Source organism: Streptomyces sp. NPDC127177 (assembly GCF_042672475.1).
GTDB lineage: Bacteria > Actinomycetota > Actinomycetes > Streptomycetales > Streptomycetaceae > Streptomyces.
This window is the reverse complement of record NZ_JBHXUW010000012.1, coordinates 91,328-113,816: the sequence shown is the minus strand read 5'-3', so window position 1 is coordinate 113,816 and position 22,489 is coordinate 91,328. Positions and strand designations below refer to the sequence as shown.

The following is a 22,489-nucleotide window of genomic DNA, read 5'->3' as shown; positions in this document are numbered from 1 at the left end:
GGCGTGGGCCACCACGAGGTCGGGCAGGTTCCGACGCTCCGGCCTGATCGACTCTGCTCTAAATCGAGCAGAAGCGATCAGACGGGAGTGGTGATCAGTCATGCCTCGCCTGTAAATGCTCATGTCGCCTTCATTTGGCTTTCATGAAGTATTGGTGGGTCGTCTCGCGGTTCGTCCTCGAATAAGCAGAAGACAGCGGAGTTCCCTGCCGGCCGCCTCTGGGCCGGCGGGGGCCCGCCACTGCCTGATGTCACGGCGCGACGACGTTCCACTTCAATTCACAGGCCCACGGGCGGCTTCGAATGCCGTACCGGCGCGGCCGGTTTCCGTCGTGTCTTCTTCGTCCCCCTCGAAACTCTCCCCAAAGGTGTGGTCCGGCATGCGCGAAAACAGTTCTGTCTCCTCGGGCTCGGATCCCGAAGAAGTCTTCGGAACGACCGTGGCTCAACAAGGTGTCTGGTACGGGCAGCTGGTCGATCCGAAGAGCCCCAAATACAACATCGGGGAATGCTTCGAGATTCGGGGCGACCTCGACAGGGCCTTATTCGCCGTAGCGTTCGAACGGGCCGTCGAACAGTGCGACAGCCTCAACGTCGAGTTCGTCACCAGGGACGACACCGTCCTCCAGCGCGTCGTCCGTCCCCCGGCGGGGACCGGTCGGCTCCACGAGATCGACCTCCGCGACAGTGACGACCCGGCCGGCGCGGCCGAGCGCTACCTCGCCGCGGACATGGCCGCCGTCGACAGGATCGACGCCCCCCACCACCACTTCGCGCTGCTCCGCCTCGGCCCCCGGCTGCACTACTGGTACGTGCGCTTCCACCACATAGCCGTGGACGGCCTCGGCGGTGCCGTCTTCACACGCATCGTGGCCGGCCTGTACGGACGCGCCGTGCGGGGCGAGGATCTCGCCGCGGTGGATCTGCCCGCCGCGCCCCTGCGCGACCTCGTCGCCGACGAGGAGGCCTACCGCGACTCGGACCGCTATGAGGCCGACCGCTCCTACTGGACCGGCCGGTTCGCGGACCTGGTCGCCGGCCACGCCGCGGACCAGGCTGACGCGCACGGCGGCAGGGCACTCATCCGCCGGCGCCCCGGCACACCGGCGCCCGCCGCCCCCGAGGGGCCCGGCATCCGGCTGCACACCGGCGAGACGCTTCCCGTAACCGTCCTCGACAGCCTGCGCCGGCTCGCCTCCGCCAACCGAACGAGCTGGAGCGCCGTTCTGGTGAGCGCGGTCGCCGCCTACGTCGGCCGGGCCACCGGCACACAGGACGTCACCGTGGGCCTCGCCTCCAACGGCCGCCACGGCGGACTGCGCCACATCGTCGGCATGACCTCCAACATCCTGCCGCTGCGCCTGACCGTCACTGCCGATATGACCGTGGGGGCTCTCGTGCGTGCCGCCGCCGCCGAGATGCGCGGCGCCCTGCGGCACCGCCGGTTCTCCCGCGAACAGCTCGCGCGTGAACTGAACATGACCGATGACGCGGCCCGCCTCACCGGCGTCGTCGTCAACATCATGGGCTACGACTACGACGTCGACTTCGCCGGCAGTCCGGGCGCCTCCCGCGTGCTCTCCATCGGGCCGGTCGACGACGTATCCCTCTTCGTCTCCGAACGGGCCGAGGGCAAGGGGCCGTTGATCGGCTTCGACGCCAACCCGGAGCTCTACCGCCCCGAGGACGTGCGGCTGCACCAGCAGGCCATGGTGTCCTTCCTGTCCGCCCTGGCCGAGGCGGACGCCGACCTCCCGCTGCGCGATCTGCCGTTCATCGACGGGAGCACCGCCGCCGCCCTGCACGCACAGGGGCGCGGCACCGCACTGCCGGCCCCAGCCGTGGCATCCAGCCTGCCGGAGGCGTTCGGCGCGCAGGCCCGCAGGACACCGGACGCCCCGGCGGTGGTGGACGGCGCGACCACGCTCACCTATCAGGAGCTCCAACGGGCCGCACAGGACCTCGCGGGCGCCCTGGCCGGCTGGGGCGTCGGCGCCGAGGACGGCGTCGGGGTTCTCGCGGGACGCTCGGCGGCCGTACTGTCCGCCACGCTCGGCGCGGTCGGCGCGGGCGCCGCGTACGTGCCGATGGACGCCGCCTGGCCGGCCGAACGGCTGGACCGCGTCGTGGAATCGGCCCGTATCCGTGCCCTGGTGGTCGACGAGGCGACAGCCGGCCGGCCGTGGGTACGGGAATCGGCCGCCGGACTGCCGCTCATCGTCCTAGACGCCCGGGGCGACGTCGTACGCGGCGCTCCGCCGCGGCCGGGACCGCTGCCGCTCGTGACCCGCGGCGACCGGCTCGCCTACGTCATGTTCACCTCCGGTTCCACGGGGCTGCCCAAGGGCGTCGGCGTCACCCACGCCGACGTCCTCGCACTGGCCGCCGACAGCACCTGGAAGGGCGGCGTGTCCGACGCCGTCCTGATGCACTCGGCCTACGTGTTCGACGCCTCGACCTTCGAGATCTGGGCACCCCTCCTGAACGGCGGCCGGGTGGTCGTCGCGCCCGCCGGCGTCCTCGAGGCACGGGTCCTGCGTGAGCTCGTGGACCGCGACGGCGTCACCGCGCTCTTCCTGACGACGGCACTGTTCAACGTGATGGCCGAGGCGGACCCCGCCGCGTTCGCCGGACTGCGCATGGTCGCCACGGGAGGCGAGGCCGCCACTCCGGACCTGATGCAGCGGGTGGCCGCCGCGACACCCGGCACGCTCGTCCTGCACGTCTACGGCCCCACGGAGACCACGACCTTCGCCGCCCGCCATCCGGTCACCCCCGCCACCGAGGGCGTGGAGCCCATCGGCGGGGCCCTCGACGGGATGAGCCTGTACGTGCTCGACGAGGCCCTCACCATGGTGCCGGCCGGCGTCGTGGGCGAGCTGTACGTGAGCGGCCACGGAGTCGCCCGCGGCTACCAGGGCAATGCCTCGCTGACCGCCACCCGGTTCGTCGCCGACCCGTACGACGCGTCCGGCCGGCGGATGTACCGCACCGGAGACCTCGTGCGCTGGAACGCGCACGGCCGCGTCGAGTACGTCGGGCGCGCGGACGGCCAGATCAAACTCCGCGGATTCCGCATCGAACCCGCCGAGACCGAAAACGTCCTGCTGACCGATCCGGACGTCCGGGGTGCCTGTGTGGTGGTCCGTGAGGACGTCCCCGGGGACCGCCGGCTCGTCGCCTACGTCGTACCCGCCCCCGGTGCCCGGCTGGACGACGCCGCGCTGACCCGGCGTGCCGGACGCGCCCTGCCCGCGTACATGGTGCCCTCCGCGTTCGTCACCCTCGACGCGCTTCCCCTGAACGCGAACGGCAAGGTCGACCGACGCGCCCTGCCCGCCCCGCGCGCCGCGACGACCACGGGCCGCGCCCCGCGCACCGCCTACGAGGAGGTGCTCGTCGGCCTGTTCGCCGACGTCCTGGGCGTGAGCACCGTCGGCATCGACGACAACTTCTTCGCCCTGGGTGGCCACTCGCTGCTGGCCACCCGCCTCACCGGCCGGGTACGGGCCGCGCTGGGCGCGGAGATCGGCCTCGGCACGCTCTTCGCCCGTCCCACGGTCGCATCTCTGGCAGCGGTCCTGGACACCACGGGCGCGGCCCGCCCCGCTCTGGTCCCGCAGGAACGCCCAACCGCTGTCCCGCTGTCCTTCGCGCAGCAGCGCCTCTGGTTCCTCAACCGGGCGGAGGGCCCCGGCGACGCGTACAACGTCCCGCTCGTCCTCGAACTCGACGGCCCCCTCGACACGGCCGCCCTGCGGGGCGCCCTGGCCGACGTGGTCACCCGGCACGAGAGCCTGCGTACCGTATTCGCCGAGACCGACGGCGTCGCCCGTCAGGAAGTCCTCGACGCGGCCACCGCCGCATCGCTCGTCCCCCTCGTCGTCGAGCGGCCCCCGGCAGGCAGGAGTGCCGGTACCTGGGCCGAGGAAGCGGTCCGCCGACTGACCACCGCACCCTTCGACCTCACGGGCGCCGCCGCCGTCCGCGCCCATCTGCTGCGCCTCGGCGCCGACCGCCACATCCTGGTCCTCGTCCTGCACCATGTCGTCGCGGACGGCTGGTCCCTCGCTCCCCTCAGCCGCGACCTCGGCGCCGCCTACCGCGCCAGGAGCGAGGGCACGGGCACGCCCGGCTGGACCCCGCTGCGCGTGCAGTACGCCGACTACGCCCTCTGGCAGCGTCGGCTGCTCGGCGACGACGACGATCCGGAGAGTGTGGGCGCTCGTCAGCTCGCCTTCTGGACGCGGGCCCTGCACGGCGCCCCCGATCTGCTGGACCTGCCGCTGGACCGGCCACGCCCGGCCGCGCCCACCCACCGAGGCGGCTCGGTGCCGTTCGCACTGCCCGCCTCCGCGCACGCCGCCCTCGTCCGGCTCGCCCGCTCCACCGGCTCCACACCCTTCATGGTGCTCCAGGCAGCCCTCGCCGTGACGCTTCAGGCACACGGCGCGGGTCCCGACATCCCGCTCGGCACCGCGGTGGCGGGCCGCACTGACGAGGCCCTCGACGATCTCGTCGGGTTCTTCGTCAACACCGTCGTCCTGCGCACCGACCTGTCCGGCGACCCGTCGTTCCTGGAACTGCTCGGCAGGGTCAAGGAGTTCGACATCGCCGCCCTCAGCCACGGCGACATCCCCTTCGAACGGATCGTGGAGGCCCTCAACCCCGAGCGGTCAGCCGACCACCACCCCCTCTTCCAGACCATGCTGGTCCTTCAGAACCAGGAACGGACGGACCTCGATCTGCCCGGCGTCACCGTGCACGACCGGTCCCGGCACCGCGGGGGCAGCAAATTCGACCTGACGTTCTCCCTGACGGAGATCCCGGCCACCACCGCGCGCCCGGCGAACGATAGAGCACCCGAGGTCACCAGACCCACCGGAGCGACCGACCCGGCAGAACGGGCCGACACACCGCACGCAGCCGGCGGCATCGGCGGCTACCTGGAGTACGCCACCGACCTCTTCGACGCCGCCACCGCCCGCGCGCTGTGCGCCCGTTTCGCCCGCGTCCTGACGCTGGCCGTGACCGACCCCGGCCAGGCCATCAGCGAACTGGACCCGCTCGAACCGGCCGACAGGGACCGCCTCCTCGCCCAGGGGCGCGGTGCCCAGCGACCGCTGCCGGCCCTCACCGCCCCCGAAGCCGTACGGAACCAGGCCGCGCGCACCCCCCACGCGGTCGCCGTGCGCGACGCGCACACCAGCCTCACCTACGCGGAACTGGACGCCCGCGCCGACGCCCTCGCCCACGTCCTGCGCGAGCACGGCGCCGGTCGTGAGACCGGAGTGGCGATCGCCGCGCCACCGGCCGTGGACACCGTCGTCGCCATGCTCGCCGTTCTGCGCTCCGGCGCCGCCTACCTGCCGCTCGACCCGCAGTATCCGCCGGCCCGGATCCGCCACATGCTGGACGACGCCCGCCCCGTCCTGCTCCTCACCACCACGGCCGTCCGCCCGGATCTGCCCGACTGCGGCGTACCGTGGCTCGCCCTCGACGACCCGGCCGCCCGGCCCACGCACCCCACCGGGCCGCTCCCCGGCACACCGCACCCGGCGGACCCCGCCTACGTCATCCACACCTCAGGATCCACCGGCCGCCCCAAGGGCGTGGTCGTGTCGCACGCCGCCCTGGCCAACCACATGGACTGGATGGCACGACACCTGGCGATCACCTCGCAGGACCGGGTACTCGCCCGCACCTCCTCCAGCTTCGACGCCTCCGTGTGGGAGCTCTGGCTCCCGCTGATGAACGGCGCCGAAGTCTGCGTGCTGCCGGACGGCGCCAACACGGAACCCCGCGCCCTGGTCTCCTGGATGAGCCGGTTCGGTGTCACCGTCGCCCAGTTCGTACCCTCCCACCTGACCCTCGTGCTCACCGAGGCCGCGCATGCCGCGCCGCTGCCCCGGCTGCGCGCCGTACTGTGCGGCGGCGAACCGCTGCCGCGCGCCCTCGCCGTGGAGGCCGCCGAGCTGTGGCGTGCCGAGGTGCACAACCTCTACGGGCCCACCGAGGCGACCATCGACGCCACCGCACACCGCGTCGACCTCCCGGCAGCCGCCGGACAGGCGGAGCCCGGCACACCGTACGAGACCGTGCCGATCGGCCGCCCCGTCGACACCATGCGGGCCTACGTCCTCGACGGCCGGCTGCGGCCCGTACTGCCCGGCGTCACCGGCGAGCTGTACCTGTCGGGGCCCAACCTCGCCCGTGGCTACCTGGGCCGTCCCGGTCTGACCGCCACCCGGTTCCTCGCCGACCCGTTCGACGCCGCCGGCGCACGCATGTACCGGACCGGCGACCTCGTCCGGTGGAACCGCCACGGTCTGCTCGACTACGTGGCCCGCGCCGACGACCAGGTCAAACTGCGGGGATTCCGCATCGAGTTGGGAGAGGTCGAGGCCGCGCTGCTGGCGCGCCCCGGTGTCACGGCCGCCTGCGCCGTGATCCGCGAGGACGCGACGGGCGGACCGCGCCTCGTCGCCTACGCGGTCACCGGCGACCACGCCGTGCGTCCCGCCACCCTGCGCGACGCCCTCGCCGAGAGCCTGCCGCACTACATGGTGCCCGGTGCCGTCGTCATCCTCGACGACCTTCCGCTCCTGCCCAACGGCAAGGTGGACCGGCGCTCCCTGCCGGAGCCCGCGCAGGGCCCCGACGCCGTCACCGACGGGACGGGGCAGCGAACGCTCAGGGAGGATCTGCTCGCCGGCATCTTCGCCGACGTTCTGCAACGGCCCCTGGTGAGCCCGCACGACAGCTTCTTCGACCTCGGCGGACACTCGCTCCTCGCCATGCGTGTCGTCAGCCGGGTACGCGCCGTCCTCGGCGCCGAGATCACCGTACGCACCCTCTTCGAACACCCGACCGTCGCGGGCCTGGCCCGTGTACTGGACACATGGGACGGCCGGGACCGTCCGCCGGTGGTACCCGCGGCGCAGCGGCCCGATCCGCTGCCGCTGTCCTACGCGCAGCAGCGCCTGTGGTTCATCAACCGGCTCGAAGGCCCCGGCTCCGCGTACAACATCCCGCTCGTCCTCGAACTCGACGGTGCCCTGGACACGGACGCGCTGCGCACCGCCCTGCACGACGTGGTGGAGCGGCACGAGGCGCTGCGCACCGTCTTCCCCGAACGGGACGGCGTACCGCACCAGCTGGTCCTGCCCGCCGACGCCGCCACGCCCCGGCTGCCCGTCGTGAGCACAGCACCCGCGGACCTGGAGGCGGCCGTCCTGGCCGCCGTGCGCGAGCCGTTCGACGTCAGCGCGGACCCGCCCCTGCGCGCCCTGCTCCTGCGCTCCGCACCCGGCCACCACGTCCTGGTGCTCGTCCTGCACCACATCGCGGGCGACGGCTGGTCCCTCGCCCCGCTCACCCGTCACCTCGGCGAGGCCTACGCGGCCCGCCTCACCGGCCGCGAGCCCGAACCGGCGGCGGGCACGCCCCTCCAGTACGCCGACTACACCCTCTGGCAGCACGCCGCCCTGGGCGACGGGATCGAACCCCGGAGCATCCTGCGGCAGCAGCTCGACCACTGGCACACCGCACTCGCGGGCCTTCCCGGGCTGATCGACCTGCCGCTCGACCGGCCGCGCCCGGCCACCACAGACCCGAGAGGGGCTGTCCACACCTTCGACCTGCCGCCCGCCCTGTACGGCCGGCTCCTGCGCCTGGCAAGGGAATCGGGCAGCAGTCTGTTCATGGTGCTCCAGGCGGCGGTGGCCACCCTGCTGCACCGGCACGGCGCCGGTGACGACATCCCGCTCGGCTCGCCCGTCGCCGGCCGCACGGACGAGGAGCTGGAGGACCTGGTCGGCTTCTTCGCCAACACCCTGGTCCTGCGAACGGACCTGTCCGGCAACCCCACCTTCCGCGAACTGCTCCACCGCGTCCGGGAGTTCGACCTGGCTGCGTACACGCACCAGGACGTGCCGTTCGAACGTCTCGTCGAGAGCGTCAACCCCGCCAGGGCACGTAACCACCACCCGTTGTTCCAGACCATGCTGGTACTCCAGAACCAGGAGACCACCCGCCCCGAGCTGCCCGGCCTCACCGTCGGGAGCCGGCTCGTCCACAACGGCCTGAGCAAATTCGACCTCACCTTCGCCTTCGACGAGGAGCGCGGCGAGGGCGGACTGACCGCCGGGATCGAGTACGCCACCGCGCTCTTCGACCGGTCCACCGTCGAAGCACTCGCAGGCCGGCTGGTCCGGCTCCTGGAGCAGGTGGCCGACGACCCCGCCCGGCCACTGGCGGGCTACGACCTGATGACGCCGGACGAGTACAACCGTGTCACCCGCTGGGGCACCGGCGGCGCCCTGCCCGCACACGCAGCGGACGACGGAGCCACCCTGCCCGCGCTCTTCGGAGCGCAGGCGCACCGCACACCGGACGCCGTGGCCGTCATCGGGGACGACACAGCCCTCACCTACGCCGAACTCGACCGGATCTCCGCCGGACTCGCCCGCGTGCTGGCCGGTCTCGGCGCCGGCCCGGAGACCGGCATCGGCGTGCTGCTCTCCCGGTCACCGGCCGTCGTGGCCGTGTCCCTCGGCGCGGTCCGCGCTGCCGGTACGTATGTCCCGCTGGACGCGCGCTGGCCCGGGGAACGGCTCGACCAGGCCGCCGGGGTGGCCGCGGTGCGGATCCTTGTCGTCGACGAGGACGCCCTCGCCACGCCGTGGGTGGCCGATGCCGCCCGCCGGGTACCGGTCGTGGTCGTGGACCGGCTCGGCCGCGTCCTTCGCGGCGCGCCGGAGCACCCGCTCGACCCCGCCGCCGTGCCCGGTCCCGGCTCCCTCGCCTACGTGATGTTCACCTCCGGTTCGACCGGCCTGCCCAAGGGGGTCGGAGTCACACACGCCGACGTCGCGGCACTGACGGCCGACTCCACCTGGCAGGGCGGCGCGGTGGACGTGGTCCTGATGCACTCGGCGTACGTCTTCGACGCCTCCACGTTCGAGATCTGGGCCCCGCTCCTGAACGGCGGCAGAATCGTCGTCGCACCGGACGGCGTCCTGGAGGCCCGCGTCCTCGGCGACGCGATCCAGGAACACGGACTCACCGCGGTCTTCCTGACGACGGCCCTGTTCAACGTCATCGCCGACACCGATCCCGGCGCCTTCACCGGCCTCCGGCTCGTCTGCGCCGGGGGAGAACTGGCCTCACCGGACGCCATGCAGCGCGTCGCCGGCACCGCGCCCGGCGTACGCGTCCTCCATGTGTACGGACCCACCGAGACCACCACCTTCGCCACCCGCAACGACGTGGCGGCCGACCTCCCGTCCGGCCCGCCCCCCATCGGGCGGCCCCTGGACGGCATGCGCCTGTACGTACTCGACGGCTCACTCGGACCGGTCGCGCCGGGCGTCACGGGCGAGCTGTACCTCGCCGGACGCGGCGTGGCACGCGGATACACCGGCCTCCCCGGCCTCACCGCCACCCGGTTCGTGGCCGACCCGTTCGACCCGGCGGGCGGTCGCATGTACCGCACCGGCGACCTCGTCAGGTGGACCCGCGACGGCCGGATCGCCTATGTCGCCCGCGCCGACGGCCAGGTGAAGCTGCGCGGCTACCGCATCGAACTCGGCGAGATCGAGTCCGTACTGGCCTGCTGCGAGGGCGTCGCCGACTCCTTCGCCGTCGTCCGCGAGGACGCACCGGGCGACCGGCGGCTCGTCGCGTACGTGGTGCCCGCCCACGGCGCACGCCCCGAACCCGCCGACCTCGCCCGAGCGGTCGGCCGGTCGCTGCCCGGTTACATGGTGCCCGGCGCGTTCGTCCTGATGGACGCACTGCCGCTGACCCTCAACGGCAAGGTGGACCGGCGCTCCCTGCCCGAGCCCGCCCACCGGGCACCGGTCCGGGGGCGTGCGCCCCGCACCGCCCGCGAGGAGATCCTCTGCGGACTCTTCGCCGATGTGCTCGGCCTCGAAGGAGCGGGCGCCGACGACGACTTCTTCGCCCTGGGCGGCCACTCCCTGCTCGCCACCCGCCTCGCAGCCCGCATCCGTACCGCGCTCGCGGTCGAGGTCCAGGTCAAGACCGTCTTCGAGCACCCCACGCCCGCCGCGCTCGCGGCCACGCTGGACGGCGCCCAGGAGGCCAGGAAACCCCTGGAGCGTGCGCGGCACAGGCCCGATCCACTGCCACTGTCCTTCGCGCAGCAGCGGCTGTGGTTCCTCAACCGGTTCGAGGGGCCGAGCGCCACCTACAACGTGCCACTGGTACTCCGGCTGGACGGCCCGCTCGACGCGGACGCGCTGCAGAGCGCGCTCGCGGACGTCGTCGAACGCCACGAGAGCCTGCGCACCGTCTTCCCCGAAACGGACGGCGTGGCGCGCCAGCTCGTCCTCGACGCCGGCGCCGCCGACCTCGACCTGAGCCCCCGCGACACCGACACCGCCCGGCTCGACGAGGTCCTCACGGCGGAGGTGGCGCACACCTTCGACGTCGGCGCCGAACTGCCCGTACGGGCCCGGCTCCTGCGGCTCGCAGCCGAGTCCCACGTCCTGGTCCTGCTCATCCACCACATCGCCGGGGACGGCTGGTCCCTCGCCCCGCTCGCCCGCGACCTCGGCGACGCCTACCGGGCCCGCGCCGAAGGAGTGGAACCCCCCTGGACCGAACTCGGCGTCCAGTACGCCGACTACACCCTCTGGCAGCGCGCGCTGCTCGGCGACGACGACGATCCGGCCGGTCAGGCAGCCCGCCAGCTGGACTTCTGGCGCACCGCGCTGGCGGGCGTCCCCGACCTGCTCGACCTGCCGTGCGACCGGCCGCGTCCCGCTGTCACGGCCTACCGAGGTGACGCCTTCGCCTTCCCCGTCGACACCGAGACCCACCGGACGCTCGCGGAACTCGCCCGGTCCCGCGGAAGCAGCCTCTTCATGGTGCTCCAGGCCGCGCTGTCGGTCCTCCTCTCCCGGCACGGCGCCGGCGACGACATCCCGCTCGGCACCGCGGTCGCCGGACGCACCGACGAAGCCCTCGACGATCTGGTGGGCTTCTTCGTCAACACCCTCGTCCTGCGCACCGACCTGTCGGGGGACCCGACGTTCGCCGAAGTGATCGACCGGGTCCGGGAGTTCGATCTGGCCGCCTACGCCAACCAGGACGTCCCGTTCGAGCGGCTGGTCGACGCAGTCGCACCGGCCCGGGCCCAGAACCACCACCCGCTGTTCCAGACCATGCTCGTCCTCCAGAACCAGGCGGACACCGGCATCGACCTGCACGACATCACCGTCACGGAACAGCCCGTGCACACCGGCATCAGCAAGTTCGACCTGACCTTCACCTTCACCGAGACACACGACGGCACCGGCCGGCCCGCCGGCCTCGAAGGCGTCCTGGAGTTCTCGACCGAACTCTTCACCCCCGCCACCGCGCACGCACTGGCCGAACGTCTGACCCGTCTGCTCTCCTCGCTCGCGGCCGACCCCGGCCGGCGCGTCCACGCCGTCGACGTCCTGCCCGCTGCCGAACTGGCGAGCCTGGACCGGGCCGCCCACGGCCCCGCCCGGCCCGTGGCGGTGCGCACCGCGCCCGACGCGTTCCGCGGACAGGCCGCCGAAACCCCGCAGGCAATTGCCGTACGGGACGGCGCCCACCGACTCACCTTCAGTGAACTGGACGCACTCTCGGACGACTTGGCACACCATCTGCACGACCGGGGCATCGGCCGCGGCGACCTCGTGGCCGTCGCCCTCGAAGGCACCGCCGACCAGGTCGTCGCGATGCTGGCGGTGGTCAAGTCGGGGGCCGCCTATCTGCCGGTCGACCTGGAGTACCCAGAGGCACGCGTCACCTACATGCTCGACGACGCCCGCCCGGCGCTGCTCCTCACCCACGGCGCCCGCGCCAGCCGGTTCGCCGCGTCCGTACCCTGCCTGGCGCTGGACGACCGGGCGGCCTGGTCCACGGGACGCGGGGCGCCGGCCGGCACCGAGCCGGATCCGCTCGACACGGCGTACGTCATCTACACCTCGGGCTCCACCGGCCGTCCCAAGGGCGTGCTCGTCACCCACGCCTCCCTCACCAACCACATGGCCTGGATGGCCGGCCACCTAGGCCTCTCCGACGAGGACCGCGTCCTCGCGCGGACCTCGCCCAGCTTCGACGCCTCGGTCTGGGAGACCTGGCTCCCGCTGCTGCACGGCGGCTCCACCTGCCCGGTCCCGCCCGCCCTCAACCACGACCCCGCCGGCCTGCTCGCACGCATCCGCGACGCCGGGGTGACCCTCGCGCAGTTCGTGCCCTCGCACCTCTCGATCGTCCTCGCCGAGACCGGTCCCGACGAGCGACCCGCCACCCTGCGCGCCGTCCTGTGCGGAGGCGAACCGCTGACCGAGGCCCTGGCCGAACGCGCCGGCCGGACCTGGGGGGTGGAGGTGCACAACCTGTACGGCCCCACCGAGACCACCATCGACGCCACCGCCCACCACCACCGAGGCGGCGAGACCGCCGCCGGGGAAGGGGGAGTGCCGCTGGGCCGCCCCGTCGACAACACCCGCGCCTACGTCCTGGACGCCGGGCTCCGGCCGGTGCCACCGGGCGTCACCGGTGAGCTCCACATCGCGGGCGAAGGTCTCGCACGCGGCTACCTGGGGCGCCCCGGCCTGACCGCCGCACGGTTCGTCGCAGATCCGTACGGACCCGCCGGCAGCCGTATGTACCGCACGGGCGACCTCGTGAGACGGGACACCGACGGCCTGCTCACCTATGTCTCCCGCGCCGACGACCAGGTCAAGCTGCACGGTTTCCGCATCGAGCTCGGCGAGATCGAGGCCGCGCTCACCGCACTCGACGGCATCGACGCCGCCTGCGCCCTCGTCCGCGAGGACCGTCCGGGCGAACGGCGGCTGGTCGCGTACACGGTCGCCGGCCGGCGCGGCGGAGCCACGGCCCCCACGGACGGCGAACTGCGCACCCTGCTGACGGCCGGTCTCCCGCCGTACATGGTCCCCGCCGTCTTCGTCGCGCTCGACGCCCTGCCGCTCCTGCCGAACGGCAAGACCGACCGAAAGGCACTGCCCGCCCCGGAGCGCCCCGCCGCCTCCCGGCCGGGAGGGCTGCCGCGCACCGCGCGGGAACGCGTCCTGTGCGAGGTGTTCGCCTCCGTCCTGCGTACCCCGGCCGTCCGCACGGACGACGACTTCTTCGCTCTCGGCGGCGACAGCATCCTGTCGATCCAGCTCGTCAGCCGGGTACGCGAGGCGGGCCTCGGAGTCACGCCCCGCGACGTCTTCGTCCACCGCACACCCGAGGCGATCGCGGCCGTCGCGACCGCCATCGACGCGGACAGCGCAGCACTGGCCGACCGGGGCACCGGCGAGATGCCGCCGACGCCCATCGCCGCCTGGCTGCTCGATCGGCCGGGCACCACGGACGGCTACAACCAGTCGGGGATGCTGAGCACGCCCGCGGGCGCCGACGAGAACACGCTCGTCGCCACGCTCCAACTCCTCATCGACCACCACGACATGCTCCGCCTGCGGGTCACCCGCCCGCCCGGAGGAACACCCGTCTTCGAGGCCCTGCCGCCCGGCGCGGTGCCCGCCCGTCCCCGCTTCACCCGCATCGACATCGCGGGTCTCGACGCGGACGCCGCCCGCGCCGCGGCCGCCGAGGCCGGCGAACAGGCACGCGGTCGGCTGCGGCCCGCCCACGGGGACGTGGTCGAAGCCGTCTGGTGCGACGCCGGACCGCGGGTGCGCGGCCGTCTGCTGCTCGTCGTGCACCACCTGGCGGTCGACGCGGTCTCCTGGCGCATCCTCGCCGCCGACCTCGCCCGCGCCTGGCAGGCGGTCACCGAAGGCACGACCGCCATACTGCCCGCCGTCACCACCTCGTACAGGGGCTGGGCGCACCTTCTCGCGTCCCAGGCCCGCAGCGCCGAGCGGGAAGCCGAACTCCCCCTGTGGCAGGACGTGCTGAGCACCCCGGACCCGCAGCTCGGATACCGGCCGCTCGACCCCCATCTGGACACCGCGGACGGAACCCGCACCCTGGTCACCCACCTGCCCGCCACCTGGACGCGGTCCCTGCTCACGACCGCCCCCGGCGCGTTCCACGCCGGGGTGGACGACATCCTCCTCACGGGACTCGCGCTCGCCGTCCGCACCTGGCGGGCGGAGCGGGCCGCAGACCCCGGCGGATCCCGGCCGGCCGGCACCGGTGTCCTCCTCGACCTGGAGAGCCACGGCCGTGAACAACTCGCCGACCACATCGACCTGTCCCGCACGGTCGGCTGGTTCACCAGCCTCTATCCCGTCCGGCTGGACCCCGGCCCCGTGGACGCACGCGGCCCCGCCGGCTTCGACGCCGCACTGGTCGAACGCGCGGTCAAACGCGTCAAGGAACAGCTGCGGACGGTGCCCGACCACGGCGTCGGCCACGGAATGCTGCGCCACCTCAACCCGGCGACCCGCCCCCTGCTGGCCACCGCGACCGAACCCCAGATCGGGTTCAACTACCTCGGCCGGTACGCCGCTTCACCCGATCCGGCGGGCGGTGACGCGGGCGCCGACTGGGAGGTGCTGCTCGACGGCGGCGGGCCACGCAGCCAGGACCCGGACATGCCCGTGCACCACGTCCTCGACATCAACGCGCACACCGAGGATCTCCCGGACGGCCCACGGCTGGTGACGCGCTGGACCTGGCCGAGCGACCTGCTCAAGGAGGAGGACGTGGGAGCCCTGTCCGATGCGTTCATGCGTGCGCTGCGCGCCATCGCCGACCACGCCGAACGACCCGACGCGGGCGGCTACACGCCCTCCGACCTTCCCCTGGTCTCGCTCAACCAGGCCCAGATCGACCGACTGCAGAACAAGTGGGGTGGACACAAGTGACCGGTTTCCAGCTGGAGGACGTACTACCGCTGACGCCGCTTCAGGCAGGCATGCACTTCCACGCCCTCTACGACTCCCACGCCGTGGACGTCTACACCGCGCAGTTCGTCTTCGACCTCGAGGGCCCCGTCGATGTTCCAGCACTGCACGCCGCCATCGGCGCTCTCCTGCGCCGACACGCCAACCTGCGGGTCGGCTTCCTCCACGAGGACCTGGACGAGCCCGTACAGGCCGTCGCCGTCGAGGTCCCGGTGCCGCTGGAGGAACTGGACCTGACGGCAGCGGACGGCACGGGCACCACGCAGGAGCGCCTCACCGCGTTCCTCGCCGCCGACCGCACCCGCCGATTCGACCTGACCACCCCGCCCCTGATGCGGTTCACCCTGGTGCGCACCGCGCCGCTGCGGCACCGCCTGGTCATGACGAGCCATCACATCCTGTTCGACGGCTGGTCGATGCCCCATCTCGTACGTGAACTCCTCGAGCTGTACGCGACCCGGGGCGACGACAGCGCCCTGCCGCGCGTCACCCCCTACCGCACCTACCTCGGCTGGCTCGCCCAGCAGGACCGCACCGCCGCACTGGACGCCTGGGCCACCGCCCTGGCCGGGGTCGAGGCGCCGACCCTGCTCGCGGGGCCCGGCCGTGGGGGAGCGCCCGGCTCCGCCGAGCTGCCCACAACCCTGGTCCTCGACCTGGACGAGGCCACGACACTCCGGCTCCGGGAGACGGCCCGTGTCCACCGGCTCACCCTCAACACCCTCGTGCAGGGTGCCTGGGGCCTTCTGCTCGGGCATCTCACCGGACGCCCCGACGTCCTCTTCGGTGCCACCGTGTCGGGCCGCCCGCCGGAGATCCCCGGCATCGAGTCGATGGTCGGCCTCTTCATCAACACGGTGCCCGTACGGCTGCGCCGGGAGCCCGGCGAGAGCCTGGCCGCGCTCCTGACACGGCTGCAGGAGGAACAGGGCCGCCTCCTCGGCAGCCAGCACGTGGGTCTGAGCGAGATCCGCGGTGTCACAGGCCTGGACGAACTCTTCGACACCCTGGCCGTGTTCGAGAACTATCCGATGGACGACGAGGCCCTGCGCACCGCTCAGCGGGGGCTGCCCGGTCTCGCCGTCACGGGGTTCAGCGGTACGGACGCCGCCCACTACCCGCTCACCCTCACCATCGCTCCGGGCGACGCCCTGAGGATCACCTTCGGCTACCGGGCCGCCGTCCTGGACCGTGCCGACGTGGTCAGGATGGTCGCCCGCATGCGGCGCCTGCTGACGACGATGGCGCACGGGCTCGACCGCCGTGCCGACACCGTGCCCGTCCTCCTGGACGGCGAGCGCGACGCCCTCCTCTCCCAGGGCGCCGGTGCCGAACTGATCAGTGATACTGAGGGCATGTGCATCCCGCAGGCCGTCGCCGGGCACGCGGCCCGGCATCCGGACGCGGTGGCCGTCTCCGGGGCGGGCGAGCAGCTGACCTACCGGCGGCTCTGCGACCTCTCGGACGATCTGGCCGCCGCCCTGACCGGGCTCGGGGCCGGTGCCGAGGACGGCGTCGGCATCCTCGTGGCCCGCTCCACCGCCACGGTCACCGCCTCCCTCGCCGCTCTGCGCGCAGGCGCCGCCTACGTGCCTCTCGACCCCCGCTGGCCCACCGAACGGCTCGGCCGGGTCGCCGAGGTGGCCCCCCTGCGTGCCCTGATCGTCGACGAGACCACCCGCACACACCCCTGGGTCCGCGAACTCGGCCCGGACACCGCCGTACTGACCGTCGACGCCGCCGGCCGTGTCCTGCGAGGCGGCCCGGCAACCCCGGGCGCCCTCCCCGAAGTCACGGGCGGCGCCCGCCTCGCGTACGTGATGTTCACCTCCGGCTCCACCGGACTGCCCAAGGGTGTCGGCGTCACCCACGCCGACGTGCTGGCCCTCGGCGCGCACCGGGCGTGGGGCGATGCGGCCGAAGCCGTCCTGCTGCACTCCGCGTACGTCTTCGACGCCTCCACCTTCGAGCTCTGGGTCCCGCTCCTCAACGGCGGCCGCGTCGTCGTGGCGCCCGATGGCCCGCTCCAGCCCGCCGTGCTCAGGGACCTCGTCACCCGGCACGGTCTGACGGCGGCGTTCCTGACAACGGCTCTGTTCAACGTCCTGGCCGAGACGGACCCGGACGCCCTGGGCCTGCCGGCCCTGATCGCCACCGGCGGCGAGGCGGCGGCGCCCGGCGTCCTGCAGCGCATCGCAGCCGCCCACCCCGGAACGACCTTCCTGCACGTCTACGGACCCACCGAGACGACCACCTTCGCCACGGCCCACCACGTCCGGAGCGACGAAGCGCCCGCCGGTGCGGCCCCGGTCGGACGGCCGCTCGACGGCATGCGCACCTACGTCCTGGACGCGGCGATGCGACCCGTCCCGGCCGGTGCCGAGGGCGAGCTGTACGTAGCGGGCGCCGGTGTCGCGCGAGGCTACCTGGGGCGGCCGGGCCTCACCGCCACCCGGTTCGTCGCCGACCCCTTCACCGGCACCGGGGCGCGCATGTACCGCACCGGAGACCTCGTGCGCCAGGGAGCCGACGGCACCCTGCACTACGTGGCCCGCGCCGACCAGCAGATCAAACTGCGCGGCCACCGCATCGAACCCGCCGAGATCGAGACGGTGCTCCGCGCCGACCCGTCCGTCCGGGACGTCTGCGTCCTGGTCCGTGAGGACCTGCCCGGCGACCGCACCCTCACGGCCTACGTCGTGCCGGCGCCCGGACACGCCCCCGATGCCGGTCTGCTCGCCGCGCACGTCGGCCGCCATCTGCCCGCCTACATGGTGCCTGCCGTCATCCAGCCGGTCGACGCGCTGCCGCTGACCCCGAACGGCAAGCTCGACCGGGCGGCCCTGCCCAAGCCCGTCGGCCCGTCCGCCACGGCCGGCCGCCCACCGCGCAACGCCCTGGAGGAGATCCTCGCCGGACTCTTCGCCGACGTGCTCGGCGTGGCCCGCGTGGGCATCGACGACAGCTTCTTCGCCCTGGGCGGCCACTCCCTGCTCGCCACCCGTCTCGTGGGCCGTGTCCGCACCGCCCTGGACACCGAGACCGAGATCCGTACCCTCTTCGAGAACCCCACCGTCCGCGCACTCGCCACCGCCCTGCGGGACGCGGGCCGCCCCGCCCGCCCCGCTCTCGTGCCACAGCGACGCCCCACCACGATCCCGCTGTCGTACGCCCAGCAGCGCCTGTGGTTCCTCCACCGGCTCGAAGGCCCCTCCTCGACGTACAACATCCCCTTCGCCCTGCGCATCGACGGACCGCTCGACACGGATGCACTGCACCGGGCCCTGCACGACGTCGTCAGCCGGCACGCCGCCCTGCGCACCGTCTTTCCCGAGGGCGACAGCGGACCCCGTCAGCACATCACCGATCCGGCCGACGTCAGCCTCCCGTGCGCACCGGAGCCCGTCGACGAGGACAAACTCCACGACCGGATCAGAGCCGCCGCCGCCGAACCGATCGACATCGAGAACCGCCATCCGCTCCGGGCGACCCTGCTGCGCCTGACCCACGACGCCCACGTCCTAGTGCTCGTCATCCACCACATCGCCGCCGACGGCTCGTCCCTCGCCCCCCTGACCCACGACCTGGGCGTCGCCTACCGGGCCCGTGTCCGCGACGAGGAACCCGCGCTGACCCCACTGCCCGTCGACTACATCGACCACACCCTGTGGCAGCGCCGCCTGCTCGGTGAGGAACAGGACGCCGAGAGCGTCGTCTCACGCCAGCTCGCCCACTGGAAAGCCGCGTTGGCGGGCATTCCGGAAATGGTCGAACTGCCGTGGGACAGGTCGCGCCCGGCCGTGTCCCGGCACACCGGCGCCACCCACGGCTTCGATGTCGACCGCGACACCGCCCAGCGGATCGCGGAGCTGGCCCGGACCAGCGGATGCAGCGTCTTCATGGTGCTCCAGGCGGCGCTGTCGGTCCTGCTCTCCCGGCACGGTGCCGGCGACGACATCCCACTGGGCACGGCGATCGCCGGACGCACCGACGAGGCCGCGTCGGACCTCGTCGGCCTCTTCGTGAACACCCTCGTGCTGCGCACGGACCTGACGGGCGACCCGACGTTCCTCGAACTGCTGGACCGGGTGAAGGAGTTCGACCTCTCCGCGTACGCCCATCAGGACGTCCCCTTCGAACGCCTGGTGGAACTGCTCAACCCGGCGCGCTCGCAGAGCCACCACCCGCTCTTCCAGACCATGCTCGTACTCCACAACCACGCCCCCGCCACCGGCATCGACATGCCGGGCCTCTCCGTCGCCGGGGTGCCGGTCGACGCCGGTTCCAGCAAGTTCGACCTGTCGTTCACCTTCACCGAGGCGTACGACGACAGCGGTGCCCCCAGCGGTATGCGGGCCGCCGTCGACTACGCGACCGAACTCTTCGACGGGTCAACGGTCCGCGCTCTCGCCGACCGGCTCGTCCTGCTGCTCTCCGCCGTCACCGCGGACCCGGGCCGCCCGCTGCACACCTACGACGTGCTCACGGCCGCCGAACACACCCGTCTCACCGCCTGGGGCACCGGGCCCGTCGACGACCGGCCCGCCGAGTCCGTCACCGGCCTCTTCGACGCCTGGGTCCGGCGCACCCCCGACGCCCCTGCCGTCCGTGACGCCACGACCACCCTCACCTACGGTGAACTCGACAGCCGTGCCGACGCGCTGGCCCGACACCTCGCCGCCCAGGGCATCGGCCCCGAGGACCGGGTGGCCGTCGCCCTGCCCCGCACCCACCACCTCGTCGTGGCCCTGCTCGCCGTCCTCAGGACCGGTGCGGCCTATGTGCCGATCGACCCCGACTACCCCGCCCGGCGGCTGTCCTACATGCTCGACGACGCCGCCCCGCGCATGCTCCTCACCACCCCCGCCACCCACCGCCGACTTCCGCCCAGCACCGTGCCGCACCTGTACGTCACAGACCTTGGCGACCTCACCGGCAGCGACCGCAGAGCCACTCCCACCGCGACCGGGCCGGACCCCGTCCCGCACCCGGCACACCCGGCGTACGTCATCTACACCTCAGGGTCCACCGGCCGCCCCAAGGGCGTCGTCGTCACCCACCGCGGCGTCGGCGCCATGGCCCGGACCCAGATCGAGAGGCTGCGCGTCACCCCGGGCAGCCGGGTACTGCACATGGCATCCGTCAGCTTCGACGCCGCGTTCTGGGAACTGTGCATGGGCCTGCTCTCCGGAGCCTGCCTGGAGATCGACGAACGCGACGCCCTGCTGCCCGGCCCCACACTCGCCGCCCTCGTCCGTGAACGGGGCATCACCCACCTCACCCTGCCGCCCGCCGCACTCGCGGTGATGCCGCCCGGCTCGCTGCCGGCCGGCACCACGATGGTCCTCGCCGGTGAGGCGTGCCCGCCCGCCCTGGTGCACGCCTGGGCACGGGACCGGTACCTCGTCAACGCCTACGGCCCGACGGAGACCACCGTCTGCGCCACCATGAGCGGCCACCAGCACGCGGACGGACCGCTGGCCCCGGGCCGCACGGTATCCATCGGCGTGCCCGTCGACGGCACCCGCGTCCACGTCCTGGACGACCGGCTGGCACCCGTACCCCCGGGCGTGGTCGGCGAGCTGTACGTGTCCGGTGCCGGAGTCGCCCGCGGCTACCACGGCCGCGCCGCGCTCACCGCGTCCCGCTTCCTGGCGGACCCGTTCGACCGGTCGGGCGGGCGCATGTACCGCACCGGCGACCTGGTGCGGTGGACGGCCGACGGCGAACTCGTCTACGTCGCCCGGGCCGACGACCAGGTCAAACTCCGCGGCTTCCGCATCGAACCCGGCGAGATCGAGGTGGTGCTCGCCTCCATGCCCGGCGTGGCCGCCGCCTGCGCCACCGTCCGGGAGGACCGCCCCGGCGACCGGCGGCTCGTCGTGTACACCGTGCCCGCCGACGGCGGGCCGGGACCTGACGCGGCCGAGGTGCGCGCCCATCTGGCCGCGTCCCTGCCCGAGCACATGGTCCCGGCAGCCCACGTCAGCCTCGACGCGCTCCCACTCACGCCCAACGGCAAGACGGACCGGCGCGCCCTGCCCGCACCCCACCACGCCGCACCGACAGGAGGACGCGCCCCGCGCACCGCGCGCGAACACGCCCTGTGCGAGGTGTTCGCCGAGACGCTCGGCGTGCCCGAAGTAGGCGTCACGGACGACTTCTTCGCCCTGGGCGGCCACTCCCTGCTCGCGGTGACCCTGGCCCGGCGGATCGGGGAGCGGTGCGGTCGGCGCCCCTCCCTGCGGGCCCTGTTCGCGGCGCCGACCGTCGAGGGCGTCGACCGGCTGCTGGCACGAGCGGCGGGGGAGGGGGGACCGGAGAACACCCCCACACCGGACCTCGCGTCCGAGGTCAGGCTGCCCGAGGACATCTCGGCCGCGGGCCGGCGGACCTCGGCCTCCGCGCCCGCCCCGGAACGCAGGAACCTCCGCCCGTCCGCCCGCCCCCTCCTGACCGGCGCCTCCGGCTTCCTCGGCGCCTTCCTCCTGCGGGACCTCATCGAGACGACCGACGGCCCCGTCGACTGCCTCGTACGGGCCGGGAACGAGCACCGCGCGGCACACCGGCTGCGGGCCAACCTGGAACGCTACGGCCTGTGGCACCCCCGGTACGCGGATCTGATCCGCGCCGTACCCGGTGACCTCGCAGCACCCGGCCTCGGCCTGTCATCCGGCGAACGGGCGGCGCTGGCCCGCCGCCTCGGCCCGGTCGTGCACAACGGCGCACGCGTCAACTTCGCCGCCACGTACGGTGAACTCCGCGATCCCAACGTGGCCGGCACCGAGGAACTCCTCCGCCTGCTCGCCGACTCCGCCTCACCCGGTATGCACTACATCTCGACCACCGGGGTGTACGCCCCGGCCCAGGGCCCCGATCCGGTCACCATCACCGAGTCGACCCCGACCGGCCCGGCGGCCGAACTGCCCGACGGGTATGCACAGAGCAAATGGGTCGCCGAGGGACTGCTCGGACTGGCCCGCGACCGCGGACTGCCGGTGACCGTTCACCGGCCCGGCCGCATCAGCGGCGACACCGCCACCGGCGCCTGCCAGGACCGCGACCTGCTGTGGCAGCTGGTCAAGGGCTGCCTCCAGGCGGAGGCGGTGCCGGATCTTCCGTACGGGTCGACCGACTGGGTGCCCGTCGACTACGTCAGCGCGGCGGTGGTGGCGCTCGCCCTGTCCGGCCCCACCGGCACGTCCACGTATCACCTCACCAACCCGGACGCGCCGGGCCTGGACCGGGTCTTCGAAGCGGCCACCCGCCTCGGGCACGAGCTGCGAACCGTGCCCGCCGCGCACTGGCAGGCTCGCGTGGCCGCGCAGCCCGACAACGCCGCGCAGCTGTTCCTCGGCGACGAGGGGCGGACCGGACAGTCCGGGGGGGAGGCGAAGGACCTGCGCCGCTTCGACTCACGCCGGACAGCGTCCGCCGCGTCCGCCGTGGGCGTCCGCCTGCCGGCCCTGACCGACGAGATCCTGACCCGCTATCTGACGTACTTCCACGGAACGGGCTTCCTGCCTGCCCCGGGGGTGCAGGCAGCGCCGTAGCCACCGGGTCGCCCTGGACGTCACGGACGAGGCGGTCCGGGTCCGG

Annotated in this window: 2 protein-coding genes; both read left to right on the top strand. The window is 73.3% G+C overall.

Annotated features, from left to right (window positions below):
- Positions 1-379: 379 nt before the first annotated feature.
- Positions 380-14,851, top strand: coding sequence for an amino acid adenylation domain-containing protein (locus ACFVJX_RS10690; protein WP_384126627.1), 14,472 nt, complete (start codon positions 380-382; stop codon positions 14,849-14,851).
- The gene (locus ACFVJX_RS10685; protein WP_384126625.1) at positions 14,848-22,443 is read left to right on the top strand and encodes an amino acid adenylation domain-containing protein; all 7,596 of its coding nucleotides are present in this window, start codon (positions 14,848-14,850) and stop codon (positions 22,441-22,443) included. The genes ACFVJX_RS10690 and ACFVJX_RS10685 overlap by 4 nt, the downstream gene beginning before the upstream one ends.
- Positions 22,444-22,489: the final 46 nt, after the last annotated feature.

Excerpts from the sequence above, each read along its gene's own strand:
- ACFVJX_RS10690 (WP_384126627.1), top strand. The coding sequence starts at position 380 with ATGCGCGAAAACAGTTCTGTCTCCTCGGGCTCGGATCCCGAAGAAGTC.